Origin of the sequence: Streptomyces piniterrae, assembly GCF_005048155.1 — a bacterium.
GTDB classification, from domain to species: Bacteria; Actinomycetota; Actinomycetes; order Streptomycetales; family Streptomycetaceae; genus Streptomyces; species Streptomyces piniterrae.
Window position 1 is genome coordinate 824,043 of the sequence record NZ_SUMB01000004.1, and the last position, 12,881, is coordinate 836,923.

At 69.2% G+C, this 12,881-nt stretch carries 13 protein-coding genes and 1 pseudogene; 6 read left to right on the forward strand and 8 right to left on the reverse strand.

Annotated elements, in window-relative coordinates:
* Positions 1–322 precede the first annotated feature (322 nt).
* The 5 genes from FCH28_RS16205 to FCH28_RS16225 all read left to right on the forward strand — a co-directional run bounded on the left by FCH28_RS16205 (position 323) and on the right by FCH28_RS16225 (position 5,032).
* A complete protein-coding gene (locus tag FCH28_RS16205) occupies positions 323–547 on the forward strand; it encodes a hypothetical protein (protein ID WP_136740556.1) in 225 nt (74 codons plus the stop codon).
* A gap of 152 nt (positions 548–699) precedes the next feature.
* A complete protein-coding gene (locus FCH28_RS16210; protein ID WP_136740746.1) occupies positions 700–1,278 on the forward strand; it encodes a nucleotidyltransferase family protein in 579 nt (192 codons plus the stop codon).
* 309 nt (positions 1,279–1,587) lie between these two features.
* Positions 1,588–3,219 carry a malate synthase A gene (gene aceB / locus FCH28_RS16215; RefSeq protein WP_136740558.1) on the forward strand — a complete coding sequence of 544 codons (1,632 nt, stop codon included), beginning with the start codon at positions 1,588–1,590 and terminating at the stop codon, positions 3,217–3,219.
* 194 nt (positions 3,220–3,413) lie between these two features.
* Complete coding sequence (locus FCH28_RS16220; RefSeq protein ID WP_136740560.1) at positions 3,414–3,968, forward strand: TetR/AcrR family transcriptional regulator; 555 nt, start codon at positions 3,414–3,416, stop codon at positions 3,966–3,968.
* Between the two features lie 185 nt (positions 3,969–4,153).
* Positions 4,154–5,032, forward strand: a complete 879-nt coding sequence (locus tag FCH28_RS16225) for a chitosanase (protein WP_136740561.1) — start codon at positions 4,154–4,156, stop codon at positions 5,030–5,032.
* A 123-nt stretch (positions 5,033–5,155) separates the two neighbouring features.
* Here FCH28_RS16225 and FCH28_RS16230 read toward each other — a convergent pair whose 3' ends face one another.
* The 8 genes from FCH28_RS16230 to FCH28_RS16265 all read right to left on the reverse strand — a co-directional run bounded on the left by FCH28_RS16230 (position 5,156) and on the right by FCH28_RS16265 (position 12,606).
* Complete coding sequence (locus FCH28_RS16230; RefSeq protein WP_136740563.1) at positions 5,156–6,682, reverse strand: nucleobase:cation symporter-2 family protein; 1,527 nt, start codon at positions 6,680–6,682, stop codon at positions 5,156–5,158.
* A gap of 285 nt (positions 6,683–6,967) precedes the next feature.
* A complete protein-coding gene (locus FCH28_RS16235; protein ID WP_136740565.1) occupies positions 6,968–8,368 on the reverse strand; it encodes an 8-oxoguanine deaminase in 1,401 nt (466 codons plus the stop codon).
* A 45-nt stretch (positions 8,369–8,413) separates the two neighbouring features.
* Positions 8,414–9,817, reverse strand: coding sequence for a nucleobase:cation symporter-2 family protein (locus tag FCH28_RS16240; protein WP_187363843.1), 1,404 nt, complete (start codon positions 9,815–9,817; stop codon positions 8,414–8,416).
* Positions 9,818–9,897: 80 nt separating this feature from the next.
* The gene (gene pucL, locus FCH28_RS16245; protein WP_136740567.1) at positions 9,898–10,821 is read right to left on the reverse strand and encodes a factor-independent urate hydroxylase; all 924 of its coding nucleotides are present in this window, start codon (positions 10,819–10,821) and stop codon (positions 9,898–9,900) included.
* Between the two features lie 7 nt (positions 10,822–10,828).
* Complete coding sequence (uraH, locus tag FCH28_RS16250; RefSeq protein WP_136740569.1) at positions 10,829–11,242, reverse strand: hydroxyisourate hydrolase; 414 nt, start codon at positions 11,240–11,242, stop codon at positions 10,829–10,831.
* Positions 11,239–11,790, reverse strand: coding sequence for a 2-oxo-4-hydroxy-4-carboxy-5-ureidoimidazoline decarboxylase (gene uraD / locus FCH28_RS16255; protein ID WP_246102898.1), 552 nt, complete (start codon positions 11,788–11,790; stop codon positions 11,239–11,241). Before uraD ends, uraH begins: the two co-directional genes overlap by 4 nt.
* Before the next feature lie 169 nt (positions 11,791–11,959).
* Positions 11,960–12,340 (reverse strand): helix-turn-helix domain-containing protein, encoded by a 381-nt coding sequence (locus tag FCH28_RS16260; RefSeq protein ID WP_136740571.1) that lies wholly within the window; start codon positions 12,338–12,340, stop codon positions 11,960–11,962.
* Positions 12,337–12,606, reverse strand: coding sequence for a hypothetical protein (locus tag FCH28_RS16265; protein WP_136740572.1), 270 nt, complete (start codon positions 12,604–12,606; stop codon positions 12,337–12,339). Before FCH28_RS16265 ends, FCH28_RS16260 begins: the two co-directional genes overlap by 4 nt.
* 149 nt (positions 12,607–12,755) lie before the next feature.
* Here FCH28_RS16265 and FCH28_RS16270 point away from each other — a divergent pair.
* Positions 12,756–12,881, forward strand: a pseudogene (locus FCH28_RS16270) (hydroxypyruvate isomerase); the annotation flags it as partial.

Consider the following 12,881-nt stretch of genomic DNA (forward strand, 5'->3'; position numbering starts at 1 on the left):
TGGGCCCGCCGTGTCGGCATGACGGCTGACGGCCACGAACTCCGCAACGGGGCAGCACTTTATCCGGCCATGGGCCGCACCGTGACATCGATGACTTGGAAGCTGATGCCTTGTCCGAAGAGCCGGTTTCGCACCCTGCTCGGGCCCGGTTCCGGCGGTTCATCGGGCGCTGCCCGCGGGTGGCCTGATCATGCCTCAGTACGTACGTTCCCTCCGGCACCCGTTGGCGTGGGCGTACGCGATCCGACGCGTGCGGCACGGCCGGATGGAGCATTCTCCCTTCCGGGGAAATGTCCGGCATATCACTGGATCGGAGATTGTCATGGAGCCCGACCCCGACCCCGAGACCGGCTCGGACCGTCGCCGCATCAGCATCGTTCAGCTCATCTGCCACGCATACGGCCTCTCCGACGTATCCGAGATCACCGTCGAGCACATACACCGCTACGTCACAGAGCGCCGGCTCGCGGATGCGCGGACGTCCCAACTACAGGGCCGGCGCCGGCCGAGGATCCCGCGCCAGCGGGCGTCCGGCGGCACCGCATGACCCAACGCGCGGCGCCGCGGGGTGCCATGAGGTAAGCAGACCCCATGGCACCGGATCCCTCCACACCACACCCATCGACACCACGCCCATCGACACCGGCGACACCACACTCGTCGACACCACACCTCTCGGCACCACGCCCCGAGGGGAAGATCGCCGGGCTGCTGCTCGCCGCAGGTGGCGGGCGACGCCTGGGCGGGCGCCCCAAGGCGCTGCTCGACCACCGGGGACGCCCCTTGGTGGAGCACGCCGCACGCGCGCTACAGGACGGCGGCTGCGGCCCGGTACACATCGTGCTGGGCGCGGCCGCCGCTTCCGTGCGCGAGCGGGCCGATCTCTCCTCGTACACCACATCCGAGAACCCCGACTGGGCGCAGGGCATGGGGTCGTCGCTCCGGGTGGGCCTCGCCGCGCTGGCCGGCTCGGGGGCGGACGCGATCGTGGTGTCCCTGGTGGACCAGCCGGGCATCGGCGCAGCGGCGGTGGCGCGGGTGGTGGGCGCGTACGAGGGCCGCGCTTCGCTGGTGTCGGCGGCGTACGAGGGCCGGCGCGGCCATCCGGTGCTGTTCGGCGCCGACCGGTGGGCGGAGGTCGCGGCGACCGCGGAGGGCGACCGCGGTGCGCGCGCCTACCTGCGGCGGCACGAGGATGCCATCACGCTGGTGGAGTGCGCTGATGTGGCCGAGGCGTACGACATCGACACACCGGAGGACCTGCACCGGCTGGAGTGACCGGGCGGCCGCATCGCGCACCGAGCCGCCCCATCACCGCCATAGCCGCCCCACCCCACCACCCATCACGTCACACTCCACGTGACCGCGATGGCACCGAGAGCCATTCGATCAAGGTTTCTGTCGACCATGAGAATCTCGACATCAACAAACCATTGAAGTTCCGCAATAAGGAAACTACTCTCCACTGGTCAGAAGCGCCCTGAACCCAAACGGCGCCCGCGACCGCACTTCGGAGCCGACGGCACCCCGTGCCGCCCGGGCGCCCCGGCGGCCGCCAGGCACCGCCGCTGAATGGAGTGACACCTCATGTCCGCACCAGCGCCGTCCCCGCTGGCCATCGTCGAAGTCGGCCCCGACCACACCCCCGCACGGCAGGCCGAGGTCCTCACCGACGCCGCGCTCGCCTTCGTGGCGGAGCTCCACCGCCGGTTCACCCCGCGCCGTGACGAACTGCTCGCCCGCCGCGGCGAGCGCCGCGCCGAGATCGCCCGGACCAGCACCCTGGACTTCCTCCCGGAGACCGCGCAGATCCGTGCGGACGACAGCTGGCGGGTCGCCGAGGCGCCCGCCGCGCTCAACGACCGCCGCGTGGAGATCACCGGGCCCACGGACCGCAAGATGACCATCAACGCCCTCAACTCGGGCGCCAAGGTCTGGCTCGCCGACTTCGAGGACGCCTCGGCCCCCACCTGGGAGAACGTCGTCACGGGCCAGCTCAACCTGATCGACGCCTACGAGCGCCGGATCGACTTCACCGACCCCAACTCCGGTAAGTCGTACGCCCTCAAGCCCGCCGAAGAGCTCGCGACCGTCGTGATGCGGCCGCGCGGCTGGCACCTGGAGGAGCGCCACCTTCAGTTCGAGGGCCGGGCGGTCCCCGGCGCCCTGGTCGACTTCGGCCTGTACTTCTTCCACAACGCCAAGCGCCTGCTCGACCTGGGCAAGGGCCCGTACTTCTACCTCCCGAAGACCGAGTCGCACCTGGAGGCCCGCCTCTGGAACGACATCTTCGTCTTCGCGCAGGACTACGTCGGCATCCCCCAGGGCACCGTCCGCGCCACCGTCCTCATCGAGACGATCACGGCGGCGTACGAGATGGAGGAGATCCTCTACGAGCTCCGCGACCACGCCTCGGGCCTCAACGCCGGCCGCTGGGACTACCTCTTCTCCATCGTCAAGAACTTCCGTGACGGCGGCGCCAAGTTCGTCCTGCCGGACCGCAACGCGGTCACCATGACGGCCCCCTTCATGCGCGCCTACACCGAACTCCTGGTGCGCACCTGCCACAAGCGCGGCGCCCACGCCATCGGCGGCATGGCGGCCTTCATCCCCAACCGCCGCGACCCGGAGGCCAACGAGAAGGCCCTCGCCAAGGTCCGCGCCGACAAGGACCGCGAGGCCGGCGACGGCTTCGACGGCTCCTGGGTCGCCCACCCCGACCTGGTCCCGATCGCCCGCGCCTCCTTCGACGCGGTCCTCGGCGACAAGCCGAACCAGAAGGACCGCCTCCGCGAGGACGTCTCCGTCGCGGCCGCCGACCTCATCGCCATCGACTCCCTCGACGCCAAGCCCACCTACCAGGGCCTGGTCGACGCCGTACAGGTCGGCACCCGCTACATCGAGGCCTGGCTGCGCGGCCTGGGTGCCGTCGCCATCTTCGGCCTGATGGAGGACGCCGCCACCGCCGAGATCTCCCGCTCCCAGATCTGGCAGTGGATCGACGCCGGCGTGGTCTTCGAGAACGGCGAAACCGCCACCGCGGACCTCGTCCGCAAGGTCGCCGCCCAGGCCCTCACCGACATCCGCACCGAGATCGGCGAGGACGCCTTCACCGCGGGCAAGTGGCAGCAGGCACACGACCTCCTGCTCCAGGTCGCACTGGACGCCGACTACGCGGACTTCCTGACACTGCCGGCCTACGAACGGCTGGTGGGCTGAGGGAACCCCGCTGGTGGGCTGAGAAAACTCCTGAAGGGCCCGTACGCGCTGCCTGGTGGCGGGGCGTGCGGGCCTTTCGGCGTCTTCGCGGCAGGCACGTCACGCTACTATGTTTGTAGTAGTCGGCGCCGTGCCATGCGCGCAGCGCCCGAGCGCCGTGAACGGCGGCGAGCAGGACAGCAGGAGTGGATGGCGTGGCACGACGGCGGGACCAGGTTCTGGACGCGGCGGTCGAGGTGCTGGGGGCCGAGGGTTCCCGGCGGTTGACGTATCAGGCAGTGGACACCGCGGCGGGCGTTCCCAGCGGCACCACGTCCAACTACTTCCGCAACCGTGCGGCCCTGATCGACGGCATCGTGGACCACCTCCAGGCCCTGGACCGGCGCGAATGGGAGGCGTTCGCGGCGGGTACGGACCCGGCCGACCAGGGGGAACTGGCGGACGCCATGGCCGCCTTCGTGCGGCAAGCGGTCGGTCCCGCGCGTGCCCGTACCGCCGCCCGCTTCGCGCTCTTCCTGGAGTCCTCGGCCCGCCCCGAACTGCGTGCGCCCCTCACGCGGGGGCGGGAGGCGGTGCTCGCCTGGAGTGCGGAGTGGGTACGCCGCTTCGGCTCCCGTGCCCCGGAGCGGCACGGCCGTATCCTGATCGACCATCTCGACGGTGTGGTACTGCATCAACTCGCCTTCCCCGACGAGGACTTCGACCCGGCGGGGGACATCGGTGCGTTGCTGAGCGGGCTGCTGGACTGAGTCGCGTCGGGACCGACGAAGCTCGTGGGGCGAAGCCGATCGGGCGAGTCTCGTCGGCCAACACGTCCCGCGGGGACTCGCGTTGACAGTGGTTTGACGGGTATACGTCACACCCCAAGTCTGGTAGGAAAGCTTCCTAACGATTGGGGAACCCCCCACGGCCCACTCCGGAACTGGAGGACTCCATGCGCACCCGATCGATAGGCAGAGCCCTGCCCAAGACCGCCACCCGCATCGCCCTCGGCCTCGCCCTGCTCGCCGTGCCGGCCACCGCCGTCGCCACCTCGGCGGTCTCGGACGGTCACCACGCCCCGGCCGCCGCCCACTCCGCGCCCCCGCACGCCGCACGGGCCGCGGCCGGACTCGACGACCCGGCGAAGAAGGAAATCGCCATGCAGTTGGTGTCGAGTGCGGAGAACTCCTCACTGGACTGGAAGGCCCAGTACAAGTACATCGAGGACATCGGCGACGGCCGCGGCTACACCGGCGGCATCATCGGCTTCTGTTCAGGTACGCACGACATGCTGGAGCTCGTGGAGCTGTACACCCAGCGCAAGCCGGACAACGTGCTGGCCAAGTACCTGCCCGCGCTGCGCGAAGTCGACGGCACCGACTCGCACGAGGGGCTGGACCCGGACTACACCGAGGACTGGGCGAAGGCCGCCCAGGACAGCGAGTTCCGGAAGGCGCAGAACGACGAGCGGGACCGGGTCTACTTCAACCCCGCGGTCAAGCAGGGCAAGGCCGACGGGATCGGTGTACTGGGCCAGTTCGCGTACTACGACGCGATCGTGATGCACGGGGACGGCGACGACGCGACCAGCTTCTCCGGCATCCGCAAGCGCGCGCTCGCCAAGGCGAAGCCGCCGGCCCAGGGCGGCGACGAGAAGAAGTATCTCCACGCCTTCCTCGACGCCCGGGTGTGGGCGATGCAGCAGGAGGAGGCGCACAGCGACACCAGCCGGGTGGACACCGCGCAGCGGGTGTTCCTGGAGGACGGGAACCTCGATCTGCACACGCCGTTGGACTGGAAGGTGTACGGGGAGAGCTTCCACATCGATTGAGGGCAGCGCGACCGAGCGCACCACCACACCCGCCCACCCCCCGAAGGGGGGTGGGCGGCGGGGAAAAACAAAAGAGGTGCGGGTGGGCGGCGGGGAAAAAGCCAGGGGAGCGTACGGATCCGGTCAGTGCGCCGGTGACGACGCGTGCTCGCCCTCGTCGTCCACCTTGCCGCGATCAGGCTGCCGCGGGATCTCCGGCGCGGCCCCGGACGCTTCGGAGTCGACGCCCTCCGCCACCTCGGGGGCGACGCTCTCGGCACCCGCGGGCTCGGCGCCTTCAGCCCCTTGAACCCCTTCACCCGCTTCACCCGCGCCCGTCCCACCGAAGTGGTTGAACGCCAGGTTGAGGACGATCGCGACCAGGCAGCCGGTGCTGATGCCGGAGTCCAGGACGACCAGCATGTCCTTGGGGAAGTTGTGGTAGAACTCCGGCGCCGCGATCGGGATCAGGCCGATGCCCACGGCCGCCGCGACGATCAGCGCGTTCTCGCCCTTCTCCATCGCCGCGGAGGCGAGCGTCTGGATGCCGCTGGCGGCCACCGAACCGAAGAGCACGATGCCCGCGCCGCCCAGGACCGGCAGCGGGACCAGCGAGATGACCGACGCGGCTATCGGGCACAGGCCCAGCACGATCAGGATCGCGCCGCTGGTCGCCACGACATAGCGGCTGCGCACCTTGGTCATCGCGACCAGACCGATGTTCTGCGCGAAGGCGCTGTTGGCGAAGCCGTTGAACAGCGGGCTGATCGCCGATCCGAGGGTGTCGGCGCGCAGTCCGCCCTCGATGGTGCGCTCGTCCGCCGGACGGTCGACGATCTTGCCGAGGGCGAGCATGTCGGCCGTCGACTCGGTCATACAGACCAGCATCACGATGCACATCGAGACGATCGCGGCGATGTTGAACTGCGGGGCACCGAAGTGGAACGGCGTCGGGAAGCCGATGAGGTCCGCGTTGGTGAGGGCGGAGAAGTTGGTGATGCCCACCGGTATCGCGATCAGCGTGCCGGCCACCAGGCCGAGCAGGATGGCGATCTGCTGGAGGAAGCCACGCAGCACCCGGCGCAGCACCAGCACGATGACGAGGGTCAGCGCGGCCATCCCGATGTTCGTCAACGAGCCGTAGTCCGGGGCCTGTTGATTGCCTCCCTGGGACCAGTTGAAGGCCACGGGGAGGAGGGAGACACCGATCAGGGTGATGACGGTGCCGGTGACGACCGGCGGGAAGAAGCGTACGAGTTTGGAGAAGTAGGGGGCGAGGACGAAGCCCAGTACGCCGGCGACGATCACCGCGCCGAAGATGATGGGCAACGCGTTCTCGGGGCTTTCGGCCTTGCCGATGGCGATCATCGGGGTGACGCCGGCGAAGGAGACGCCGTTGACGAACGGCAGCTTGGCGCCGACCTTCCAGAAGCCGAGGGTCTGGAGGAGGGTGGCGATGCCGGCGGTGAAGAGGCTGGCGCCCATGAGGAACGCGGTTTCGGTGGGGCTCAGGCCGCAGGCCGGCCCCACGATCATCGGCGGGGCCACCACGCCCGCGTACATCGCGGCCACGTGCTGGAGGCCGCTGGTGAACATCTTGACGGGCGGGAGGGTCTCGTCGACCGGGTGCTTCCGGTCTTCCTTCGGCTGGTGCCCGGGAGTTGCGGCCACTGCGGGCCTCCTGTCGATTTCTGCGCCGTCGGAAGAACGGTGCGAGGCTGTCACGGAGGGCGTGCGATGTGGTGCTCTGGTGCGGTAGCCGCGCTGGTGGGCGGTGCCGTGGTGGGGGCCGCGCTTGTGGCGCGAGACGGCCGTGGAGCGGTTGACCGGCCCGGGGGTACGAGGTGGAACCGCGCACCCCCGGGGTCCGGCGCTTGTGGATCCCGCTCGGATCCACAAGCTCAGCCGGGAGCCGTCCCTCCCGGCCGAGTCGGTGGAGTAACGCCATGGAGGGGGTCAGCCCTCGCCGGCGATACGCGCCAGACGCTGCGCCTCGGCCCGCGCGGTGCGGGCGATGGCGTCCTCGTCGACGTTGGTCAGGTGGTTGTCCTCGACGACGGGCTTGCCGTTGACCAGGGACAGGGTGACGGGGGCGGCCGCGCCGAAGACGAGCGCGGTGACCGGGTCGGCGATGGAGGAGTGGGCCAGGGTGTCCAGCTTCCACAGGACCAGGTCGGCGAGCTTGCCGGCCTCCAGGGAGCCGATCTCGTCGGTACGGCCGAGGACCTGGGCGCCGCCGTAGGTGCCCAGGCGCAGCGCCTTGCGGGCGTTGAGCGCCGCTTCGCGGTGCGCACCGAGGCGGTTGATGAGCAGCGCGTTGCGCAGTTCGGTGTGGAGTTCGCCGGACTCGTTGGAGGCGGTGCCGTCCACGCCGAGGCCGACCGGGACGCCGGCCGCGAGCATGTCGGGGACGCGGGCGATGCCGGCGGCGAGGCGGGCGTTGGAGGAGGGGCAGTGGGCCACGCCGGTCTTCGTACGGGCGAAGGCGGCGATGTCGGAGTCGTTCATGTGGACGCAGTGCGCCATCCACACGTCGTCACCGAGCCAGCCGGTGGACTCGAAGTAGTCGGTCGGGCCCATGCCGAACAGCTCGTGGCAGAACTTCTCCTCCTCCACGGTCTCCGAGCCGTGGGTGTGCATCCGCACGCCCTTACGGCGGGCGAGCTTGGCGCCCTCCTTGAGGAGTTCGGTGGAGATGGAGAACGGCGAACAGGGCGCGGCGGCGATGTGCACCATCGAGCCGAAGGAGGCGTCGTGGTACTTGTCGATGGCCTCCTCGGTGCCCAGCAGGGCGCCCTCGGTGGTCTCGACGGCGAAGTCCGGGGGCAGACCGCCGTCCTTCTCGCTGCGGTCCATGGAGCCGCGGGCGAGGGTGATACGGGCACCGATCTCGGCGGCCGCGGCCAGCTCCGCGCCGACCAGGTCGCCGGAGCCGTGCGGGAAGACGTAGTGGTGGTCGGAGGCGGTGGTGACGCCGCCCTTGACCATCATGCCGAGCGAGCCCTGGGTGGCGGCGGCGAGCATCGGGGCGTCGATGCGTGCCCAGGTCGGGTAGAGCGCGACCAGCCAGTTGAACAGGTTGTGGTCGGTGGCCAGGCCCCGGGTGATCCACTGGTAGAAGTGGTGGTGAGTGTTGATCAGGCCGGGGGTGACCAGGTGTCCGGTGCCGTCGACGCGGCGGACGACGTTCGCCAGGCCCTCGGGGGCCGGGCCCGCGCCGACCGACTCGATGACGTTCCCGGCGACGACGATATGGCCGGTGGCGTATTCGGTGTCGTTGGCGTCGACGGTCGCAATGGCACAGTTCTCGATGACGATGCGCTCGATCGCGCTGTCAGGGGATGCCGATGCAGCCATGGTGCTTTCCTTCCTTCGGTACTGGCGGTTGGGCACGGCATGGCCCTACGTGATTTGAGTGCCGGAGCCGGGCGAGGCGGCTGACAGTACCGCCGCCCGTGGTGCGCTCCGGGTGCCGAGATGGTGGAAGAACAGGTTGAGCAGGACCGCGGTCAGGGCTCCGGCGCTGATCCCGGAGCCGAGCACGGTCTGTGCCCAGGCGGGGAAGTCGGCGTAGAACGTCGGCGCGGCGAGCGGGATGATGCCGGCGCCGAGCGCCACGGCCACCAGGACGATGTTCGAGCTGTCGTCGAGACCGGCCGCGGAGAGCGTTCGGATTCCGCTGACCGCGATGGAGCCGAACAGGACGATGCCCGCGCCGCCGAGCACCGGCATCGGCACGAGGGAGACCACGGCGCCCAGGACGGGGAAGGCGCCGAGGATCAGGAGCGCGCCGCCCGCCGCGGCCACGACATAGCGGCTGCGGACCTTGGTCAGCGAGACCACGCCGACGTTCTGTGCGAAGGCGCTGGTGGGGAAACCGCCGAGGACCGGTCCCAGGAGGGTGGCGATGCCGTCGGTGCGCAGTCCACGGGTGAGGGTGGCGCCGGTGGTCGGGCGGTCGCAGATCTCGCCGAGGGCGAGCATGCCGGCCGACGACTCCGTCATCAGGACGAGCATCACGATGCACAGCGAGAGGATCGCGGCGGGCTGGAACTCGGGGGCGCCGAAGGAGAACGGGGTGGGCAGCGCGGCGACCGGCGCCGAGCGCAGCCCGTCGAAGCTGGCCATCCCGAAGGGCAGCGCGGCCAGGGTGCCGATGACGAGGCCGAGGAGCAGGGCGATCTGCTTGACGAAGCCCTTGGTGAAGCGCTGGATGAGCAGGATCACCACGAGGGTGAAAGCGGCGAGCGCCAGGTACTTCATGGCGCCGAAGTCGGCGGCGTGCTTGTCGCCGCCCTGTGCCCAGCCGACCGGCACGGGCATCAGGGTGACCCCGATGAGGGTGATGACGACGCCGGTGACCAGCGGCGGGAAGAACCGGAGCAGTTTCCCGAAGAACGGGCCGACGGCGAGGCAGAAGGCGCCGGCGACCATCACCGCCCCGTAGATGGCGGGCAGTTGGTGGCCCTTGGCGGTGGTCTCGGCGATGGCGAGCATCGGGGTGATGCCGGCGGAGCTGGCGGCGTTGACGAACGGCAGCCGGTTGCCGGCGAGTTTGCGGACGCCGAGCGTCTGCAGCAGCGTGGCGAGCCCGGCGATGAGCAGGCTCGCGGCGATCAGCCGGGTCCTGCCCGCGGCGTCCAGGCCGACGGCCTGGCCGATGATGAGCGGAGGGGTGACGACACCGGCGTACATCGCGGCGATGTGCTGGAGCGCGGCGGGGACCAGCCGCTTGGCCGCCGGCTTCTCGTCCACCGGGTGGACCGGCGGCACGGGGTGGTGCTCGAGGTGCGAATGCTGTGCCATGGGTCGTTCCCCTCAGGATTCGCGCCCCTCCCCGCTTGGGGTGGGGAGGGGACGCGAGGCACTTCGCGGCGTCTCAGCCGTCAGAGGTTGGACAGATCCACCGGGATCCGGGCTTCGACACCGTCGCGCAGAACAGTGGCTTCGATCAGGCCGTACGGGCGGTCCGCCGCGTAGTAGACCTCGTTGTCGTTCTTGAGCCCGAACGGCTCCAGGTCCACGAGGAAGTGGTGCTTGTTCGGGAGCGAGAACCGCACCTCGTCGATCTCGGAGCGGTTGTTGATGATCCGCGAACCCATTTGGTACAGGGTCTGCTGGAGCGAGAGGCTGTAGGTCTCCGCGAAGGCGTGCAGCATGTGCTTCTTGACCTGCTCGTACGAACGCTCCCAGTTGGGCATCCGCTGTGCGTCGTCGGTCCAGTTGAACCGCCAGCGGCCGGATACCTCGGTGGCGAGGATGCGGTCGTACGCCTCCTTCAGCGTCGTGTACTTGTCCTTGATGTAGCCCCAGAACTCCGAGTTGGTGGAGTTCATCACCACGAGGTCCTTCAGACCGGAGATGACCTGCCACTTCTCACCGTCGTAGGTGATCTCGGTGAGCCGGGTCTCCTGGCCCTTGCGGACGAAGGAGTGCTTGACCTCGTCCGAGCCGATGAAGCGGGAGTTGCCGTCGGAGGTGGCTATCCGGTCCCAGGCGTATTCCTCTATGCGGATACGGGCCCGCTTGATCGGCTCCTGGCTGGTCACGAAGTGCCGGGCCAGGTGGATGCCGAACTGCTCGGCCGACTCGATCCCGTACTCCTTGGCGAAGGCGTACACGGTGTTCTTGGTCGTGTCGGTGGGCAGGCAGTGGGCGTTGGAGCCGGAGAGGTGGACCTCTTCCAGGTCGCCGGAGAGCGCGACCGAGACGTTCAGGTCCTTTATGTGGTGGGTGTCGCCATCGCGAGTGATCTTGACGACGCGGTTTTCCGCTTTGCCGTACTGGTTCTGGCCGAGAATCGTGGGCATGTCGGTGCTAGCTCCCTCGGTATACGGAGTAGCCGAACGGGTTGAGCAGCAGCGGTACGTGGTAGTGCTCGCCCGGCTTGACGGCAAAGGTGATTGCCACCTCCGGGAAGAAGGCTCCGCTGTCCCTTACGCGGGGGGCGTCCTGCTGTTCCTCGGCTTGCTTGTTGGTGCTGGGCTCTTTTGAACAGAAGTACGCTTCGACCTCGAAGTCGAGGCGTACGTGGGTGGTGCCTTCCGGCAGGGCCGGCAGGTCCTTGCAGCGCCCGTCCGCGTCGGTCTTGGACGCGCCGTGGGCGGTCCAGTCGGCGTCGCTGCCGGAGCGCACCGAGAGCGTGAGGGCGACGCCCTCTGCGGGGCGGCCCACGCTGGTGTCCAGGATGTGCGTGGACACCGACGTCGATGCAGCCGTCTCGCTGCTCATGCTGCGTCTCCTTCTGCGAGTTCCGCGAGGCGGGTCAGACGAATGCGGTTGATCTTGCCGAGTTCCACACGAACGATCTCTCGTTCCTGTTCCGGCGTGTTGTCGATCCGGTTACGGACCGCGTCCCGCATCTGCTCTCCGGTACGGCCGGAGGCGCAGATCAGGAAGACATGGCCGAACTTCTCCTGGTAGGCCAGGTTGAGCTCGAGCATCTCCGCCTTGAGCGCGTCGGAGGCGCCGGCCATGCCGCTCTGCTCGCGGCTGGAGGTGGGGTCACCGGGCTTCGGGCGGCCGATCGGCGGGTGCCCGGCCATCGCCTCGGCCAGGTCCTCCGCGGTCAGCTCGGCCATGGCGGCGTCGCTCGCGGCGTACAGGGCGTCGGTGGTGGCGTAGGGGCGCTGGGCGAGGAGCTTGCTCCCCCATGCCCGGCTGGCACACACCTCGTGCAGTGCGGCCTCGGCCGCACCGTCGTCGGTGGTGTTGAACCGGGTGAGCCCTGCGGGGAGACCGGGGGTCTGCCCCAGTGGGCTCGGTGTACTCGAAGACACGGGAAGCCTCCGTGGCCTGGTGCTGGACAGCTTTGGTTGGCTGGAAACAGCTAAGACCCCCAGCAACATCTCGTCAACACTTTGTTGAAAAGTAGGCAACGCAAAAGCCGTCGTCCGTGCAATCCGGACGACGGCCTCGACGTGCGGGGCGGATCTGCGAGGGGTCGCCTCAGTCGACGCCCTTCGCTGCGTTTTCCCTGTTCAGGTAGTTGTAGACGGTGAAGCGGCTGACACCGAGCGCGCTCGCGACGGTCTCCACGCCATGCCGTACGGAGAAGGCTCCGCGGGTCTCCAGAATCCTGACGACCGACTGCTTGGTCTTGCGGTCCAGCTCCGCGAGCGGCACGCCGTGCCGGCGCTGCAGCTCGGCGAGGATGTGGTCGAGCGAGTCCGACAGATGCGGGAGCCGTACGGCCACCCGATCCTCGCCCTCCCAGGACAGCACGACATCGTCGCCCTGCGCCAGGTCCGGCGCGACCATCTGTCCGCCCATCGCGTCCACCAGCGGCTTGACCGCCTGGACGAAGGGGTGGTCGGCGGGCCCCGTCACGAGCTTCTCCCCTCGGACCCGGCGGCGTCCTCGATCACATTGACCTGTAGCGAGACCCGGGTGGCGCCCGCCTCCAGGGACGCGCGCAGCAGGTCGGACACCGCGCCGAGGACCCGGTCCGCGTCGCCCTCGGCGGTGTTGCCGAACGGGCCGACGTCGACGGCGTCCAGCTCGGCGCCGGTGACGATGTCGCGCGCCACCAGCGCATGTGGCGGCGCCTCGTCCAGGTCGAACGGTTCCGTCGTGAACTCAACTCTCAATCGCACGCCGTTCAACCTACGCGCGGTTCGGCCCGGCGACCAGAAATTGCCGGGGGTCCCCCTTGACAGCCTCCGAGCCCGCCAGGCAATGTTCCATCACGCAGAAAGTAAGTTCCACTATTCGGAAGCCACTGGGAAGGAGGGGCCGGGCCCCTATGGGTTTCACGGACACGCGCTTCAACGTCAATCTGTCGATCCTGTTCACCGAGCTTTCGTTGCTGGAGCGGCCGGCGGCCGCGCGGGCGGCGGGTTTCACGGCGGTGGAGCTGTGGTGGCCGTGG